This window comes from Bradyrhizobium sp. BWC-3-1 (assembly GCF_032917965.1).
Classification (GTDB): Bacteria; Pseudomonadota; Alphaproteobacteria; order Rhizobiales; family Xanthobacteraceae; genus Bradyrhizobium; species Bradyrhizobium canariense_D.
The window spans coordinates 2,670,039-2,687,356 of record NZ_CP136625.1 but is presented as its reverse complement, the minus strand read 5'-3'; the positions used below and the strand labels follow the sequence as shown (position 1 = coordinate 2,687,356).

18 protein-coding genes are annotated in these 17,318 nt (G+C 64.4%); 14 read left to right on the top strand and 4 right to left on the bottom strand.

Annotation, left to right across the window (positions count from 1 at the left end):
- The first annotated feature begins 6 nt into the window (after window positions 1-6).
- The 3 genes from RX329_RS12925 to RX329_RS12915 all read left to right on the top strand — a co-directional run bounded on the left by RX329_RS12925 (window position 7) and on the right by RX329_RS12915 (window position 2,001).
- Window positions 7-279 (top strand): hypothetical protein, encoded by a 273-nt coding sequence (locus RX329_RS12925; RefSeq protein ID WP_085384851.1) that lies wholly within the window; start codon window positions 7-9, stop codon window positions 277-279.
- Between the two features lie 327 nt (window positions 280-606).
- The gene (locus tag RX329_RS12920; protein ID WP_377791848.1) at window positions 607-1,674 is read left to right on the top strand and encodes a hypothetical protein; all 1,068 of its coding nucleotides are present in this window, start codon (window positions 607-609) and stop codon (window positions 1,672-1,674) included.
- A 60-nt stretch (window positions 1,675-1,734) separates the two neighbouring features.
- A complete protein-coding gene (locus RX329_RS12915; protein ID WP_198957639.1) occupies window positions 1,735-2,001 on the top strand; it encodes a TonB-dependent receptor plug domain-containing protein in 267 nt (88 codons plus the stop codon).
- 11 nt (window positions 2,002-2,012) lie between these two features.
- Here RX329_RS12915 and RX329_RS12910 read toward each other — a convergent pair whose 3' ends face one another.
- Window positions 2,013-3,329, bottom strand: a complete 1,317-nt coding sequence (locus RX329_RS12910; RefSeq protein ID WP_085384854.1) for an alpha/beta hydrolase — start codon at window positions 3,327-3,329, stop codon at window positions 2,013-2,015.
- On the opposite strand from RX329_RS12910, the gene RX329_RS12905 reads away from it, so the two are divergent.
- Entirely contained in the window at window positions 3,322-3,597 is a 276-nt protein-coding gene (locus tag RX329_RS12905) for a hypothetical protein (protein ID WP_083926599.1), read from the top strand. The two genes, RX329_RS12910 and RX329_RS12905, sit on opposite strands and share 8 nt — an antisense overlap.
- 7 nt (window positions 3,598-3,604) lie before the next feature.
- Here the strand turns inward: RX329_RS12905 and hutU are convergent, their stop codons facing one another.
- Genes hutU through hutI form a run of 3 tightly spaced genes read right to left on the bottom strand, consistent with a single transcriptional unit; the run spans window position 3,605 to window position 8,056 of the window.
- A complete protein-coding gene (gene hutU, locus RX329_RS12900) occupies window positions 3,605-5,272 on the bottom strand; it encodes a urocanate hydratase (protein ID WP_085350669.1) in 1,668 nt (555 codons plus the stop codon).
- Window positions 5,273-5,285: 13 nt separating this feature from the next.
- Window positions 5,286-6,842 (bottom strand): histidine ammonia-lyase, encoded by a 1,557-nt coding sequence (gene hutH / locus RX329_RS12895; protein ID WP_377791677.1) that lies wholly within the window; start codon window positions 6,840-6,842, stop codon window positions 5,286-5,288.
- Window positions 6,842-8,056 carry an imidazolonepropionase gene (hutI, locus tag RX329_RS12890; RefSeq protein ID WP_018460326.1) on the bottom strand — a complete coding sequence of 405 codons (1,215 nt, stop codon included), beginning with the start codon at window positions 8,054-8,056 and terminating at the stop codon, window positions 6,842-6,844. The genes hutH and hutI overlap by 1 nt, the downstream gene beginning before the upstream one ends.
- Before the next feature lie 84 nt (window positions 8,057-8,140).
- On the opposite strand from hutI, the gene RX329_RS12885 reads away from it, so the two are divergent.
- The 10 genes from RX329_RS12885 (at window position 8,141) to RX329_RS12840 (ending at window position 17,240) form a co-directional block, all read left to right on the top strand.
- Window positions 8,141-9,499, top strand: a complete 1,359-nt coding sequence (locus RX329_RS12885; RefSeq protein ID WP_018460327.1) for a formimidoylglutamate deiminase — start codon at window positions 8,141-8,143, stop codon at window positions 9,497-9,499.
- Window positions 9,496-10,224, top strand: coding sequence for a histidine utilization repressor (gene hutC, locus RX329_RS12880; RefSeq protein ID WP_085350550.1), 729 nt, complete (start codon window positions 9,496-9,498; stop codon window positions 10,222-10,224). Before RX329_RS12885 ends, hutC begins: the two co-directional genes overlap by 4 nt.
- Before the next feature lie 106 nt (window positions 10,225-10,330).
- On the top strand, window positions 10,331-11,275 hold the full coding sequence (locus RX329_RS12875; protein ID WP_026234003.1) for an ABC transporter substrate-binding protein: 945 nt from the start codon (window positions 10,331-10,333) through the stop codon (window positions 11,273-11,275).
- A gap of 73 nt (window positions 11,276-11,348) precedes the next feature.
- On the top strand, window positions 11,349-12,122 hold the full coding sequence (locus RX329_RS12870) for an ABC transporter permease (RefSeq protein ID WP_007601313.1): 774 nt from the start codon (window positions 11,349-11,351) through the stop codon (window positions 12,120-12,122).
- Entirely contained in the window at window positions 12,119-12,904 is a 786-nt protein-coding gene (locus RX329_RS12865; RefSeq protein ID WP_018460330.1) for an ABC transporter ATP-binding protein, read from the top strand. Before RX329_RS12870 ends, RX329_RS12865 begins: the two co-directional genes overlap by 4 nt.
- Window positions 12,897-14,129: a Zn-dependent hydrolase gene (locus RX329_RS12860; RefSeq protein ID WP_085350549.1), complete on the top strand. Its 1,233-nt coding sequence runs from the start codon at window positions 12,897-12,899 to the stop codon at window positions 14,127-14,129. The genes RX329_RS12865 and RX329_RS12860 overlap by 8 nt, the downstream gene beginning before the upstream one ends.
- 657 nt (window positions 14,130-14,786) lie before the next feature.
- On the top strand, window positions 14,787-15,323 hold the full coding sequence (locus RX329_RS12855) for a hypothetical protein (RefSeq protein ID WP_317245904.1): 537 nt from the start codon (window positions 14,787-14,789) through the stop codon (window positions 15,321-15,323).
- A 188-nt stretch (window positions 15,324-15,511) separates the two neighbouring features.
- The gene (locus RX329_RS12850; RefSeq protein WP_317245903.1) at window positions 15,512-16,381 is read left to right on the top strand and encodes a helix-turn-helix domain-containing protein; all 870 of its coding nucleotides are present in this window, start codon (window positions 15,512-15,514) and stop codon (window positions 16,379-16,381) included.
- A 38-nt stretch (window positions 16,382-16,419) separates the two neighbouring features.
- Window positions 16,420-17,016, top strand: a complete 597-nt coding sequence (locus RX329_RS12845) for a hypothetical protein (RefSeq protein ID WP_317245902.1) — start codon at window positions 16,420-16,422, stop codon at window positions 17,014-17,016.
- On the top strand, window positions 17,013-17,240 hold the full coding sequence (locus tag RX329_RS12840; RefSeq protein WP_317245901.1) for a hypothetical protein: 228 nt from the start codon (window positions 17,013-17,015) through the stop codon (window positions 17,238-17,240). The genes RX329_RS12845 and RX329_RS12840 overlap by 4 nt, the downstream gene beginning before the upstream one ends.
- Window positions 17,241-17,318 lie beyond the last annotated feature (78 nt).

Below are 17,318 nucleotides of genomic sequence, written 5' to 3'. Positions count from 1 at the left end.
AACCAGATGAAGAAGATCATTTTGGCATCCGCATGCATCATGGCGCTGGCGACCGGCGGCGCCTTCGCTCAGACACAACCCGCCCCAGGCGCATCCGGCCAGGGCGACGTGGGCCCCTCGTCGCGGGGCCCCGCGACCAAGGGCATGACGACCGGCGCGTCGTCGAACATGCAGAACGAGGCCGCCGACAGCAAGGGCAAGCAGACTCCGTCGGCCGGCGGCAGCAACACCAATAACATGGGCAGCCAGGCCGGCGGCGGCGCTGGCTCCGGAAAGTAGCCTGGCATCGATCGGAAATTCTGGAGAGGGGGCGATCGTCCCCTCTCCAGAAGTCTTCGTTGCATCAAAGCTTGTCGACGTCATACGCGAAGGTCTTGGTGTCGAACGAAGCGTATTGACGGTACTGCACCTTGATTACGGTCACGTCGATTACACTTACGTCGGCATTACAGTCACGCCGACTAAATTGCAGCCGTGCGCTCTGAAAAGCGTGAATGTTCTGCAATTGGTCCCACCTACATTGACATCAGTGTGACAGCCGGGGATTTTTACATTGCTGGCGAATCAGCGATGGCCTCAAGCCGAGTACCTCTTGGACAACTCCCAGTGCTTTCGAGACTGATATCGTTGCTGCGCCGCATTCCCGCGGTGAAATGGGCGTTCGCGCGGCTTCGGCCCGCGCCGCATGGCGGCAGCATCGACGTCGCGCCTGAGACGGCAGACGCCTCACCCGGCATTGTTGCCGAAATTGCAGACACGGCTCCGGCTCTCGACACCAGCATCAGCGCGGATCCGTCGCACTGCGACGCCGCCGTCGCGGCTTCAGCCGTCGAAGACGACGCCTCCAGCCCTGTCATCGCGGAGAGCCCGTCGGAAACGCTAGCCGATGTCAGCGGCAGCGACGATTCATCCCAAGAGACGCCGACGGAAGTCGAGCCGATCGTCGTGGAAGCTTCGGTTGCGACCATCGACGTCGAGCGCGAGCCGGTTGACGTCCCCGAACCCATCATCAACAGCGATCCAACTTCCGAACTCGCGGACGACGTTGAGCCCGTCGTCGCGGAGAAGGCCTCTTCTGTCGATGTCGAGGTCGCTCCGGTTGACGCTATCGCTCTGGTCGTCGACGTGGATACTTTCTCGACTCTGGACGACATGTGTGTCGCGTTCGCCGATCGCGATATCTCGCGGGAGCATGTCCCTGAGGATAGCATCGAGAGCGATCCCTCCCCCGGCGCCGCCGAAGACTCCACCGAGACCCTCGGCGTCGTCACAACTATCGAGCCGGCTCCGGCCCTCGTGTCTCCGGCTCCGGAGATCCCGTATGCACGGAAAGCTCGCGCGAGAGCCGCAGAGCCCGCCGACCGCGGCGCGCTGATCCGGCAGCGCTGGGCGGAGACCGGGATCAGGATGTGGAATCCGCGCCTCCACGGCGTCGGTGATGCCACGCTGAACATCCAGGGCAGCGTCGGGCTGCTGCCGCCCGCGCCCGGCGAGACGATGCCGCGCTACGACAAGCTGGAATTCCGGATGCTCGGCGGACAGATCGTCTGCGAAGGCGTGATTGTCGAAGCCCCCGCACATGCAAGCCAGCGCAGTTTTACGCCGCTCGCCGAGCCGGGGAAACTCGATCCGGTCCGCGAATTAACGCGGAAACGCCAAGCCGCTCTCGCCTGACCCTTTATTCCAGCGACGACCAGCCCATGCTAGGCTAACGCCCTGAATTTGGGAGATCGCATGCGCGCAAAATCTTTGCGACTGGTCGTGATTGCCGCCCTCTGCGTCTCGCAAGGAGCCTTCGCCGCATCCAGTAAACGCCATGCGCCCACGACCGATCAGGCCTCATCCTACAAGGCCGACCGCCTCTCCTCTTCGCGCGGAGAGACGATCCTCAACACGCCCGGCCAGACCACCGTGCTGACGCGAGAGGTCCTCGACGACAAGAACGCCACGAGCCTCAAGGACGCCATGCGCTCGACCGCCGGCGTGACAATCGGGCGCTAGGCCACTTTCGCTCAGGGGATAGGATAGCCCTTCCAGACCCACTCCAGCGCCGACGGCAGCGTCTGCGCGATCGTGGGACGGTCGACGTGCTTGGCGTTGCGTACGAACAGAAACTGATAGTGGTAGCCCTTCTCCGCCAGCACCTTGGCCATCAGCGCGTTGGAGAGGGTCCAGTCGTGCATGCCGTCGGGAATAGTGGGGTTCGGATAGAACAGGTCCTGGTCGCCGCCGAAGAACCAGAACCGGATCGGCTTGGTCGGCGCAGCGACGATCAGCGGCAGGCCGGGCGGCTCGGCCGGCGTGAGCACGCCCGCCTTGGAGATGAGATTGGGTGTGGCCGGCCCCGTCCATGCGCTGTGATACTCCCAGGCACCGCCGCGCAGCGACGGGTCATGCGGCCATTGCTGGTTGACCATGGTCGGCGAGAACGCCAGCACGCGGTGATAGAGATCCGGATAGAACCACGCCATGGTGAAGGCTGCCACACCGCTCGAACTCAGCCCCATGGTCGCACGCCCGTCGGGATTTCTGGTCAGCTTGACATCGGCGTTCTTTTCGACCAGCGGCAGCACTTCACGCTCGACGAACTGCGCGTAGGCACCTGACACCGCGTCATATTCGCGGCCACGCTGACTGCCCTGTGCGTCCTGCCCGCCATTGCCGATCTGAATCGCGATCATCGGCGGCACGCGGCGCTGCGCAATCAGATTGTCGAGCGTGACGGCGAGGTCCTTGTAGGCGTTGGAGCCGCCGTCGCCGACCACGATGAACGGCGCCTCGCTGCCGCGCACATATTGCGCCGGCACATAGACGTCGATGGTGCGCGACCAGACGCCGGGATGGCTGGTGGTGACGATCATGTGCGACTTGTCGTCCGGCGCCGTGACGGTCGTCATGATCGAGGAATTGGTGCAGCCGGCGGCGTCATCGCGGATCAGGCCAGGATTGTAGATGGTGCTCTCCTTCGACGACAGCGTGAAGGACTTTGTCGTCCCACGCGGCACGCCCTCCTTCGCGATCGTCTCCGGCGCAGGATTGTGGGTGGGACCGATGATGAAATTGCCCTCGGCACCCGGTGGCGGCAGCGTTCCGTCAGGAAGCTCTGTGGCGCGTGGATAATTGGGATTGGATGGATCGCGCGTCGGAGGCGCCGTCTTGAAGTCAAGACCCGTCGTATCAATGAAGAACGGGCCCGCCTTGTCGGTGGTGTTGGCCCCAGGCGGCACGGCCATGTTCTGGGTGACGCAGGCCGGCTGCGAGAAGGCAATCGAAGTGAAGGAGACGACGGAAATCAGCGTCCCCGCAAGGACGGAGAATGATTTGGTCATTTCAGCTCCCGATACCGACGAGTCTTTCTGGCTCGCCTTGGCGCAAAGTATGACGAGCCGACTGTGCGCGGTCAAACCTCAGCCGGCCGCGTTGCGGCTATGGCCGCCATGCTCAAAACGGGCAGGCACGGTTACTCCAGGCCGGCTGGGATGCGACTTCATCCAGGGCTACTACTTCGCAAAGCCCATGCACGGCGACGCGATCGACGAGTATCTCGCAAAGGAACGCCAGCGCCTCGGCAGCGCCGAAGCCAGGGTCGTGGCCTAAGTCGCGCCTAGCGCAGGCTCGGCAGGTCGAGCCCTTTGTCGCGGGCGCAGCCGATCGCGGTGTCGTAGCCCGCGTCGGCGTGGCGCATGACGCCGCTGGCAGGGTCGTTCCAGAGCACGCGCGCGATCCGCTTCGCCGCTTCCGGCGTACCGTCGGCGACGATCACCATGCCGGCATGCTGGGAATAGCCGATGCCGACGCCGCCACCGTGATGCAGCGACACCCAGGTCGCGCCGCTGGCGCAATTGAGCAGGGCGTTGAGCAAGGGCCAGTCGGACACAGCGTCCGACCCGTCCTTCATCGCTTCGGTTTCGCGGTTGGGGCTCGCCACTGAACCGCTGTCGAGATGATCGCGGCCAATCACGATGGGTGCCTTCAATTCGCCGCGCGCCACCATCTCATTGAAGGCAAGGCCCAGGCGATCGCGATCGCCGAGCCCGACCCAGCAGATCCGCGCCGGCAGGCCCTGGAACTTGATGCGCTCCCTGGCCATGTCGAGCCAATTGTGCAGATGCTTGTCGTCAGGCATCAGCTCCTTGACCTTGGCGTCGGTCTTGAAGATGTCCTCGGGATCGCCCGACAGCGCGGCCCAGCGGAACGGCCCGACGCCGCGGCAGAACAAGGGACGGATATAGGCGGGAACGAAGCCGGGAAAATCGAAGGCATTCTTCAGGCCCATGTCCTGCGCCATCTGGCGAATATTGTTGCCATAGTCGAGGGTCGGAATGCCCAGTGCATGGAAATCCAGCATGGCCTGGACGTGCTCAACCATCGAGGTCTTCGAGGCGCGCTCCACGGCCTTGGGGTCGGCAGCGCGCTTGGCTTCCCACTCGGCGAGCGTCCAGCCCTTCGGCAAATAGCCGTTGATCGGATCGTGCGCGCTGGTCTGATCGGTGACGATGTCGGGCCTGACGCCACAGCGGACCAGCTCGGGAAAAATCTCCGCGGCATTGCCGAGCAGGCCGACCGAGACCGCCTTCTTCGTCTTCGCTGCGTCGGCCATGATCGCAAGCGCCTCGTCCAGCGTTGCGGCCTGGCGATCGAGATACCCGGTGCGCAGACGCATCTCGATGCGGCTCGGCTGGCATTCGACCGCCAGCATCGAGGCCCCGGCCATGGTCGCAGCCAGCGGCTGCGCGCCGCCCATGCCGCCGAGACCGGCCGTCAAAATCCATTTGCCGGCGAGGCTGCCGCCATAGTGGCGGCGGCCAACTTCAACGAAGGTTTCGTAGGTGCCCTGCACGATGCCCTGGCTGCCGATATAGATCCAGGAACCCGCCGTCATCTGGCCGTACATCATCAGGCCCTTGCGATCGAGCTCGTTGAAATGATCGAGCGTCGCCCAGTGCGGCACGATGTTCGAATTCGCGATCAGGACACGCGGTGCATCGGCGTGGGTCCGGAAAACGCCGACCGGCTTGCCGGACTGGACCAGCAGCGTCTGGTCGTCCTCGAGCTCGCGCAGCGAAGCAACGATCCGGTCAAAGCTCTCCCAGTCGCGCGCGGCGCGGCCGATGCCGCCATAGACGACGAGCTCGCTCGGACGTTCTGCAACGTCGGGATCGAGATTGTTCATGAGCATGCGCAAGGGAGCTTCCGTCAACCAGCTCTTGGCGCTGATTTCGCTGCCGCGGGGCGCGCGGATGGTGCGTTCATTGTCCAGTCGGCGGTTCATGCGGAACACCTCGTCAGGCAAGTGTCGGAAACGGGTCGGTTGAAAGCTCGGCGAGCGCCGCAGCCGGCAGCGCGTCGGCTTCGACCAGCGCTGCAGCCCTGGCGAGATCGCCGGCCATGTAGCGGTCGGCGCCGAGCTGCGGCACCTGCTCGCGCAGTGCGGCGATGACGGCGGCGAGCGGCGCGCTGGTCGCATGCGGCGCGCGCAGCGTGATGCCTTGGGCGGCGACCAGCAGCTCAATGCCCAGGATGGTGGCGAGATTGTCCGCCATGTCAGACAGGCGCCGTGCAGCATGCGCGGCCATCGAGACATGGTCTTCCTGATTGGCGCTGGTCGGCGTCGAATCGATCGAGCACGCGGCCGCGCGCTGCTTGTTCTCGGCATAGAGTGCGGCCGCCGTCACCTCGGCGATCATGAAGCCGGAATTGATACCGGGATCGGGAGTGAGGAACGGCGGCAGGCCGAAATTGAGCGCGGGATCGACCAGCGTCGCGATGCGCCGCTCGCTGATCGCGCCGATCTCCGACAGCGCCAGCGCGATGGTATCCGCGGCAAAGGCCACCGGTTCGGCATGGAAATTGCCGCCAGAGACGATCTCGCCAGTCTCGACCAGGACGAGCGGATTGTCGGTGACGGCATTGGCCTCGATGATCAGCGTCCGCGCCGCCTGCACGATCAGGTCGAGCGCCGCGCCTGCGACCTGCGGCTGACAGCGCAGGCAATAGGGATCCTGCACGCGCTCGTCGCCTTCGAGATGCGACAGGCGGATGTCGCTGCCGTCGAGCAGCGCCATCAAGGTTGCCGCGGCCGCGATCTGTCCCGAATGGCCGCGCAGCGCCTGGATTTCGGGGCGGAACGGCGCCGTCGAAGCCATCGCGGCATCGACCGACAGCGCGCCGGTGACGAGCGCGGCGCGGGCCAGGCGAAATGCGCGCAGCACGCCGGAGACGGCGTAGGCAGTGGAGAATTGCGTGCCGTTGATCAGCGCGAGCCCTTCCTTGGGACCGAGCGTCAGTGGCGGTAGGCCGGCTGCGGCGAGCGCGTCGCTGCCTGATACGCTCTTGCCGTCGACGAACGCCTGTCCTTCGCCGATCATCACAGCGGTCATATGCGCGAGCGGCGCGAGATCGCCAGAAGCACCGACCGAACCCTGCTGCGGCACCAGCGGTGAGACGCGCCGCGCCAGCATGGCCTGCAGCTGCTCGATCACCTCGCGGCGCACGCCGGAAGCACCGCGCCCGAGCGAGATGATCTTCAGCGCCATCATCAGCCGGACAATCGGCTCGGGCGTCGCCGCACCGACGCCGCAGCAATGCGAGACGATGAGATTGCGCTGGAGCAGCGCGGTCTGGTCAGGTGGAATCCGCTTCGACGCCAGCTTCCCGAAGCCGGTGTTGATCCCGTACACGGGGACGTCGGCTCGCGCAGCCCTTGCAACGATCCCCGCGGCCGCGTCGACGCGCGGCCAGAACGAGGGATCGAGAACGACAGATGCGCCTTCGAGCACGCGCGCGAGATCGTCGAGGCTAACCGTTCCCGGCTTGACGACGATCGCTGCGCTCTCCTCCATCACTGTCCCCTCCACACCCGGCGGTGAAGCGGATTGAAGCCGATACGGTACACCAGCTCGGCGGGGCGATCGATGTCCCAGATCGCAAGGTCGCACCATTTGCCGGCCTCTAACGTGCCGGTATCATTGAGCACGCCGAGCGCTCGCGCGCCTTCGCGGGTGACACCCACAAGGCACTCGGCCACATTCATCCGGAACAGCGTCGCGCCCATGTTCATGGCGAGCAGCAGCGAGGTCAGCGGCGAGCTGCCCGGATTGCAGTCGGTCGCGAGCGCCATGGCAACGCCGTGCTTGCGGAACGCCTCGACCGGCGGTTTTTGCGTCTCGCGGATGAAGTAGAAGGCGCCGGGCAGAAGCACGGCCACCGTTCCGGCCTTCGCTATCGCCGCTGCACCGGCTTCGTCGGTGTGCTCGAGGTGATCGGCCGAGAGCGCCGAGAATTTTGCGGCGAGCGCAGCCCCGCCGAGATTCGAGAGCTGGTCAGCATGCAGCTTAACCGGAAGTCCGAGCCGCCTCGCCGTCTCGAACACCCGCCCCGTCTGCTCGCCGGAAAATGCGATCCCCTCCATGAAGGCATCGACGGCATCGGCGAGGCCCGCCTTCGCGACCGCCGGCAACATCTCCCTGCAGACGAGATCGATGTAGCGATCCTTGTCGCCATCGGCCTCTGGCGGCAGCGCATGCGCGCCGAGAAACGACGTGCGGATCGCGACCGGCCGCTGACGGCCCAGGCTTCGCGCGGCGGCCAGCTGCCGCATCTCGGTCTCGGTGTCCAAGCCGTAGCCGGACTTGATCTCGACCGTGGTGGCACCCTCGGCAATCAGCGCATCGAGCCGCGGCAGCGCGTGTGCTACGAGCTCGGCCTCGCTTGCCTTGCGCGTCGCGGCCACTGTCGAGACGATACCGCCGCCGGCGCGCGCGATCTCTTCGTAGCTCGCGCCCTTCAGGCGCAGCTCGAACTCATGGGCGCGGTTACCGCCATAGACCAGATGGGTGTGACAGTCGACGAGACCGGGCGTGATCCAGCGCCCTCCGCAATCGATCCGGTCGGCTGCATCGGCGCTCGCCGGAAAATCGGTCTGCGAACCCGCATAAGCGATACGGCCGCCGCGCGCGGCGATCACGCCGTGCTCGATCTCACCGAGATCGGGACCATCGGCCCGCATCGTGGCGAGCCGGGCGTTATGCCAGATCCGGTCGAAGCGTTCTGCCATGCAACTGTCCCTTCGCGTGGGATGCTTGACTTATATGTCTAGACATATAATCGTGTCGCGGTTCTGTCCAGCCGGCATGGAAACATGACACGACTGCATTTCGCCTCCGCGCTCCTGCCCTCGGGCTGGGCCAATGACGTGCAGGTGGTGATCACCGCCGGCGCGATCGCCGAGGTGACGCCGGGCATGGCGCCGGTCTCCGGCGATGAACGCCACGACATCGCGTTTCCGGGACTTGCGAGCCTGCACAGCCACGCTTTCCAGCGCGGCATGGCGGGTCTCGCGGAACTGCGCGGCGATAGCACCGACACCTTCTGGACCTGGCGCGAGACGATGTACCGCTTCGCGCTGGCGATGACGCCTGACGACGTCGCAGCGGTCGCGACACTGCTTTATGTCGAGATGTTGGAGCAGGGTTTTACCCGCGTCGGCGAATTCCATTATCTGCATCATGATCGCGACGGCTCGCCCTACGCCGACATCGGCGAAATGGCCGCACGCATCGCGCAGGCCGCCGAAGCTTCGGGTATTGCGCTGACGCTGCTGCCGAGTTTTTATGCGCATGGCTCATTTGGGGGCGCAGCACCGCATGCCGGCCAGCGCCGCTTCATCTGTACGGTTGATCAATTTTCCGCACTGATGGCTGCCTCGCGCAAGGCGATTGAACGACTGCCGGGCGCGAATATCGGCATCGCGCCGCACAGTTTGCGCGCGGTGACGCCGGCCGAGCTTGCACCGATCATTCCACTCGCGGAGGGCGGCCCGGTGCACATTCATGCCGCCGAGCAGGTGAAGGAAGTCGAGGATTGCCTGGCGTGGTCCGGACGACGTCCGGTGCAATGGTTGCTGGAGCACGCACCCGTCGATCAACGCTGGTGCCTCATTCACGCCACCCACACCACGGACGAGGAAGTCCGCGCCTTCGCTAGGACCGGTGCGGTCGCCGGCCTCTGCCCCATCACCGAGGCAAGCCTTGGTGATGGCATTTTCCCGGCGCGCGAATTCGTCGGTGCCGGCGGTGCCTTTGGCGTCGGCACGGATTCCAATGTGCTGGTCGGCGTCGCCGACGAGCTGCGTCAGCTCGAATATGGCCAACGGCTCAAGCACCGTGAACGCAACGTGCTCTCTGCCGGCGCAGGCCGCTCGACGGGACGCGCCCTGTTCGATCATGCGCTTGCAGGCGGTGCGCGGGCACTAGCCCAGATGTCAGTCGGTCTGACGCCAGGTGCACGCGCCGACATCGTCACGCTCGACATCACGCATCCCTCGCTGGCGGGGCGCGCGCGCGATGCCGCCATCGACGGCTGGATCTTCGCTGGGGGCAACGGCGCGATCGATTGCGTCTGGGCCGGCGGCGACAAGGTCGTCGAAGGCGGGCGGCACAGACTGCGCCAGGCCGCGCGCGAACACTTCAACGCATCGGTGCGGAGGCTCGTCGCATGAGCCTCGCCACAGATGCCGGCGACAAGCCGACGCTCTACAAGCGGATCCGCGCCGATATCGAGAAGCGCATTCTGACCGGCGAGTGGCCGCCCGGGCATCGCATCCCGTTCGAGCACGAACTGGTGGCGCGTTACGGCTGCTCGCGCATGACCGTGAACAAGGCGCTGTCGGAGCTCGCGCAAGCCGACCTGATCGAGCGGCGGCGACGTGCCGGCTCCTTCGTCCGCCGGCCGCAACACCAGTCCGCTGTGCTCAAGATCGCCGACATGCGCGCCGAGATCACCGCGCTCGGGCGCGATTACGGCTACGAGCTGATCGGCCGCAAGCTCCGCGCCGCGACTGCGGCCGACCGTGACCGCCTCGGTGTCAAGAAGGCCGGCAAGGTGGTCGCGATCACCTGCCGCCACAGCGCCGACAACGTGCCTTTCGCCGTCGAGGACAGGCTGATCGATCTCGCGTCGGTGCCGGATGCGGCGGCCGCAGATTTTTCGCGTGAGCCACCCGGCTCATGGCTGCTTCACCATGTTCCATGGACAGAGGCAGAGCATACGATCAGCGCTATCGTTGCGGACGATCGCACGGCCGAAGCGCTCGACATCGCCGTCGGCGCGCCCTGCCTCGTGATCGACCGCTATACCTGGCGCAGCGCACGCACGATCACCGCCGTGCGGCTGCTCTATCCCGGTGACTCTCACCGCCTTGTCGCCCGATTCAAGGGAGGCTGAGAGGACGATGTCGGCACAAATCGTGCAACGTTTCGGGCAACGGTCCATGAGGACCGACCAAGATCAACAGGACGTCAATCCATCGATCGGCAAGAGGACGACAATCATGCGTAGTTCGAAAGTATTTGCGGCAGTCATTGCACTTGCGGTCTCCACCCCCGTGCTCGCCGACGACGTCAAGGTCGGCGTCGGCATCTCCGGATGGACCGGGTTCGCGCCGCTGACGCTGGCGAAGGAAGCCGGCATTTTCAAGAAGAACGGCCTCGACGTCACCATCAAGAAGATTCCGCAGAAGGATCGCCATCTCGCGATCGCGTCCGGCGACGTCCAGTGCGCGGCGACCACCGTGGAGACCTGGATCTCCTGGAACGCCAACGGCGTCGCGACCAAGCAGATCTTCCAGCTCGACAAGAGCTACGGCGCCGACGGCATGGCCGTGCGCAACGAGCTTGCCGCGATCAAGGATCTGAAGGGCAAGACGGTTGCTGCTTCCGCGCCCGGTACCTCGCCCTATTTCGCGCTGGCCTGGATGCTCAAGAAGAACGGCTTGTCGGTGAAGGACGTCACTGTCGTGAACCTCGAGCCGGCGGCGGCGGCACAGGCCTTTGTCTCCGGCCAGAACGATGCCGCGATGACCTATGAGCCGTATCTGTCGACGGTTCGTGCCGCCCCCGACAAGGGCAAGATCATCGCGACCACGCTCGACTATCCGATGGTCATGGACACGTTCGGCTGCACGCCGAAATTCCTCACCGAGAACCCGAAGGCCGCCAAGGCGCTCGCCGACAGCTATTTCGAGGCCCTCGACATGATCGCCAAGGACCAGGCCAAGGCCTACGAGATCATGGGTGCCGACGTGAAGCAGAGCGGCGAGGCGTTCGGCAACTCGGCAAAATATCTGCGCTGGCAGGACAAGGCCGCTAACCAGAAATTCTTCGCCGGCGATTTCCTGACCTTCAACAAGGAGGCCGCCGACCTCCTGCTCGAGATCGGGATCATCAAGGCCGCGCCGAAGGTCGAGGATCTCTTCGACGCCAGCTATATCAAGTAAATCTCCCAGGAGCCGCCGGCCCCGTCTCGCCGCGGGGCCGGCAAACTTGTTCACCGCCCGGATAGACAGTTTGATGCGTCCCCTCGATCCCGTGACGTCAAGGCAGCGCGTGGCTTACGGCCTTGCGTTCTTCGTGGTGTTCGTAGCCCTCTGGTCCTGGGCGACCTTCGGCGGCCATGTGTCGAAGGTGTTCCTCGCCAACCCGCTGACCATGGTGCAGGAAGGCGTCGATCTGATCATCAAACAGGGCTTCCTGTTCGACATCGGCATGACGATCTGGCGCGTCGTCGGCGGCTTCGTGCTGGCCGCAATCATCGCGGTGCCGTTCGGCGTGCTGATGGGCGCGTACAAGCCGGTCGAGGCCTTCCTCGAACCGTTCGTTTCCTTTGCGCGCTATTTGCCGGCCTCCGCCTTCATTCCCCTCCTGATCCTGTGGGCAGGCATCGGCGAGCTGCAGAAGCTGCTCGTCATCTTCATCGGCTCGGTGTTCCAGATCATCCTGATGATCGCGGTGACCGTCGGCACCACGCGGCGCGACCTGGTCGAGGCGGCCTATACGCTGGGAGCCAGCGACCGCGGCATCATCCGCCGCGTGCTGTTGCCCTCTTCCGCGCCGGAGATCGCCGAGATCCTGCGGCTGGTGCTGGGCTGGGCTTGGACCTATGTCATCGTCGCCGAACTGATCGGCTCCTCCTCCGGCATCGGCCACATGATCACCGACAGCCAGGCGCTGCTCAACACCGGCCAGATCATCTTCGGCATCATCGTGATCGGGCTGATCGGCCTCGTCTCGGACTTCCTGTTCAAGGCGTTCAACGCGTGGCTGTTTCCCTGGAGGCTCGCATGACGATCCTCAAGATCGAACAGGTCTCGCGAACTTTTCCCGCGCGCCACGGCAACGCGCCAACGAGGGCGCTGGAGCCGACCGACCTTGTGATCGGCAACAACGACTTCGTCACCATCCTCGGCCCTTCCGGCTGCGGCAAGTCCACGCTGCTTCGCATCGTCGCCGGCCTCGATCGCCCGACCGGCGGACGTGTGGTGCTCGACGGACGCGAGGTGACTGGCCCGGGCGCCGACCGCGGCATGGTGTTCCAGTCCTACACGCTGTTTCCCTGGCTGACGGTGCGCGAGAACATCGCCTTCGGCCTTCGCGAGCGCGGCGTGCCCGAGGTGGAGCGAAACAAGGTCGCCGATGCCTTCATCCGCCAGGTCGGTTTGTCCGGCTTTGAGAACCATTGGCCAAAGCAGCTCTCCGGCGGCATGCAGCAGCGCACCGCGATCGCGCGCGCGCTCGCCAATGATCCCAAGATCCTGCTGCTCGACGAGCCCTTCGGCGCGCTCGACAACCAGACGAGAGCCCTGATGCAGGAAATGCTGCTCGGGATCTGGGAGCGCGACCAGAAGACCGTGCTGTTCGTGACCCACGACATCGAGGAAGCGATCTTCCTCGGCAGCCGCGTCATCGTCATGAGCGCGCGTCCCGGCCGCATCAAGGCCGAGATCAATGTGGACCTGCCGCATCCGCGCTCCTACAAGATCAAGACCACGCCCGAATTTGTGCAGTTGAAGGAACGGCTGGTCGAGGAGATCCGCACCGAGGCGTTGAAGGTTGCCGAGCATGCCTAACACCTTTTCACGCGCAAACGGCGAGCGCGTTCTCGCCGATCTCAATGCGCTCCGTGCCATTGGCGCGTACAAGACCGGCGTGCACAAGCCGACCTTCTCCGAGCCGCACAAGCTTTCGCTGGATTGGCTGGTGCAGAAGCTGCCCGACGCAGGCCTCTCCGCCGCGATCGACGGCATCGGCAATGTCTTTGGCACCAGCGCAAAGTCGGGACCCAAGCTGCTCGCGGGATCGCACCTCGAAAGCCAGAACTACGCCGGCTGGCTCGACGGCCCGCTCGGGGTCGTCTACGCGCTCGAAGCGGCCCGCGTGCTCAATGCCGATCCCTCGCTCGAAGGCGCGGTCGAGGTTGCCGCCTGGTGCGACGAGGAAGGACACTTTGGACACTTTCTCGGTTCGCGCTCCTATGTCGGCCAATTGACCGAGACCGACATCGATGCCGCACGCGACCGCACCAGCGGCCGCACCATGCGGGCCGCACTTGCCGACATGGGGCTCGCAGGACGACCACGCATCGCCGCCGAGCCGGGCCGGCACGTCGGATATCTGGAAGCCCATATCGAGCAGGGCGACACGCTCGAAAGCGGTCGCCTTGCGATCGGCGTCGTCACCTCCATCGTCGGCATCTGGCAATACCAGATCAATTTCGTCGGTGAACAGAATCACGCCGGCACGACCCGCATGGCTGCACGGAAGGATGCCGGGCTGGCGCTGGCAAAGTTCTGCGTCGCGATCGACGAGCGTTTCCCCGAGAGCTGCGGCCTGCGCACGGTCTGGACCACCGGCCGCATCACGCTCGATCCGGGCGCACCGAGCATCATTCCGGGTGCGGCCGAAATGCTGTTCCAGATCCGCGACGACGATCCTTCCGTCGTCGCACGGCTGGAAGAACTGCTGCGGAGCATGGCGGACGAGGTCAGCGCGAACGGCCCCTGCACCGTCACCGTGGACAAACTGCGCACCGGTGCGCCGGCCATGATGAACGCGGGCATCCAGGACGCGATCGAAGCCGCGAGCAAGGCCCTGGCCGGCGGACGGTCCATCCGCATGCCCAGCGGCGCCGGCCACGACGCGCAGATGCTGGCGACAATCATGCCCGCGGGCATGCTGTTCGTACCGTCGATCGGCGGCATCAGTCATCACTGGACCGAGAACACCGCCGACGTCGACATCGTCACCGGCGCCCAGGTGTTTGTCGACGCTTGCCAGCGGATACTCGGCGGCTAGAACGATTACAGACACAGCTTCGCATCCTCGCGGCGTGTTTCGCCCGAGCTTTGCTTCGTCGCTTCACCCTCTTGTCCAAGAGGGCGCAGGGAAGGCCGGGTGCCGGCTGGCACCCGCGGTCCGCTGCGCGAAAAGCACACGCAGGAAAACCGCACAGCAGCATACAGGTGTAGCCAATCACTCGGCCTTCCCTGCGCGATGGTTGGACGGCTTATGCCGTGCTCTCCCGGGAGCCGAGTTCTCTTTGGCCTCCCTCGCCCCAACGAAAGTCACCGGCACCGCGCCGGTTGACGCAGATGCCGCATTCGCCAGAGCTTGACCGTAGCAACGACGGCCAGGACCACACGAACTGTTGTCCAGCGTTCGTTTTGGCCTGTGAAAAGCGCAAGAAACCGCTGCAGGACAGTCACTTCTGCAGGTTCTCCGCCAATGGAGAGAACCACGGCCAGACCGGCTCAGCCCGATATCAGCCCTGTGCCACCTCGATTTCGAGTGAGCCTATCTGAGCCTATCCGAGACAGCCGTCGCAGCTGGGCACTACGTAGCGCCCACTTGCCAAGCTGCTACCAGCCGCTACAGGCTGTCGGCAGATCGACGTGCTCTCGCGAGACGATGATGGCACAGCCCAAACTGCCAGCGACAATTCCAGAGGGCGAGATGATCGACACGGTCGCCCATTGGTTCGATCTCGCGCACGAGCTGCTGCAAACCGAGGCTTCGCATCGCTACCTGCAGGCGCGGCTTAAAGCCCTGATCCGGCTGGGCACCATCCCGACTGTGAAGGTGATCCGCTGGGCCAATGATGGCGTTGCCGATGCCGAAATCGCGCTGCTGCAGGTCGCTGGCGAGATGATCGACCGTGGAGAGCGGCTGCCCGCGACGATAGCTGGCTATGCGGTCCAGCACTTGGGCAAACCGTCGGCAACTCGCCGCAAGGGCCGGGACGCGGCTGATAACTGGCTGCGCGATCAGGCCATCGCGGCCGTTGTCGCCAAGGCGGTCGAGCACTGGCATCCCGACCTTCCGATGAGCCGCAACAGGGCTTCGCAATGGCCGAGCGCCTGCTCAGTGGTCAGCGCAGCCCTGATCAGGCGGCGGATCAATGTGACGGAAAAGCGTGTGGAGCAGATTTTCTGCCAGCTGGCCGACCTGTTGCCTGCGCACCATGCGTGGCGGGCGGCTCTTCCGTCCTAATCAAATGCCCTGATTTGATTAGGACGACATCCCGCAAACATCGGCTTAGTAAACAGAACGCCGCCCCTGTCAGGGAGCGGCGTTTGGTTTTTTCGCGACCGGGCAAGCGGTCGGCACCATCATCATGTACAGCCGACCAAATACACGCCCGATCTCGGAACCGCAAGAGGGAACGAGGAGATCGGATCATGACGACCCCCAACCGCACCAACCGCAGCCGTCGCGACAAGCGCCAGAAATTTGTTTGGCTCGACCAGGTCAAGGCGGACAAGAAATTACCGCGCAGCGCCTTCATTGTCGCGTTCCAACTGATGCAGGGTTTCAACGCCAACTATGGCGGGGCGACATGGAAGTCCATCGAGACCCTCGCCAAAGAAACCGGGCTGAGCGAGCCCAGCATTGTCAGGATCACGCGGCAGCTGGCGCAGCGCGGGCATCTCAAGATCGAACATGGTAAGGCTGGACGTGGCGGCCATAGCAACCGCTACTTCATGGTCAAGAAAACCTCCGCTGACGAAGGTTTGGAAACCTCCACGGACGGAGGTTTGCAAACCTCCCCGCAAACCTCCGCTGGTGATCCGCAAACCTCCGCTGGCGGAGGTGATCTACTTAAGAACCACCTAACGGGAGAAGCTCAAGAAGCTTCTCCCGTTAGAGGGAGAGAGAGCGGTTCGCTTGCGCTCACCGGCCCCGCCAGCGCGCCTGCCCCTGTCGGCGGCGCGCTGGAAGCCAAAGAAACCGTTGATCGGTTGCCAGGTATTTTCAGCGAGCTGCTGGCGATCTGGCAGCGACCGCATGGCGACGAGGACGAAACCGCCGCGTGGGAGGCTTTCGCTGCCACGTGCAGCGAGGGCGACCCCGAACAGATCGCCGTCGCGATCATCGCCTCGGGACACAGGTGGGTAGCCGCCTATCAGAACGAGCCCAACATGCTCAAACCGCTTTGGAAGTGGATCAGGCTGAACACATGGAAACATCAGCCGCGCAAGAAGCAGCCGCAGCGCAACGGCAACAAGGTCTCGCTGTCGGCCCTCGCGCTTGAGATCGGAGGACGGTAATGAGCAAGGTCGTTGCGATGCCGAGCCCCGGCTTTCCGTTGCGCGAGCTGAAGCAGTTCGCCGCCAACGCCGACAAGATCGAGCGGCGCTACCACGAGATGGATGATCTGGACACCAAGACCTATCTAAAAGTTGAAGCGACGACCAACCGCGAGCAGATCGTCAAGCTGATCGACGCCGCCAGAAAAACCGCAACGCTGAACGAGCGCGATCAAACCACGCTGGCGCAATGCGAGGCTGCGCTGCTGCGTTTCGACGCGGACAGCAACTATGAGGATGACGGTAAGGGCAACCTCAAGCGCAGCGTTATCGGGGAGCGAATTGCGCTGCTGCTCGGCGCGTTTCCGAATGGCGCACCATGCGACCCCGTAGTGTACGTCAGGGCGCTGTTTGAAGTCGTCGGAAGCGTAGATGTGAGCCTGCTCGCGCTCGATAGCGCGGTCTGGGAAATCATCGAGACCAAGACATTCGTCCCGGCCATCAACGAGGTTTTGAAGATCGTCAACAAGCAGCATGAGAAGTGGCGCGAGAGGGTTTGCGCGATCGAGGAACTTGCCGGGGCGTCGAGCTGGGAATTGGATCGGATCGAAAAGCTGCAGGCCGAAGCGATTGCGCGGGTGCAGCAGGCGCGGTGAAGATGCTGAAGCGGACACCATCACTGACGGAACGCCGCCGCGAGCAGCAGCGCCGTCATCGACAGCGCGAGCGCGAAGGTCGGCGGGTCTATGCGGTGGAGCTGGATGGCGAGATTATCGATGCGCTGGTCCGCTTTGAATGGCTCGACAAAGCCGCAGCAGGCGACGATCAGGCGGTTGGATGTGCCGTCACTCGGGCGCTCAGCGAGATGGCGAGCAGGTAGAGACCGGAGACCGGCAGGTTCAAATCTCAAGTTGTTGAATTTGCCTGAAGCCTCGAAAATTCTCCGTAAGCCTACGAC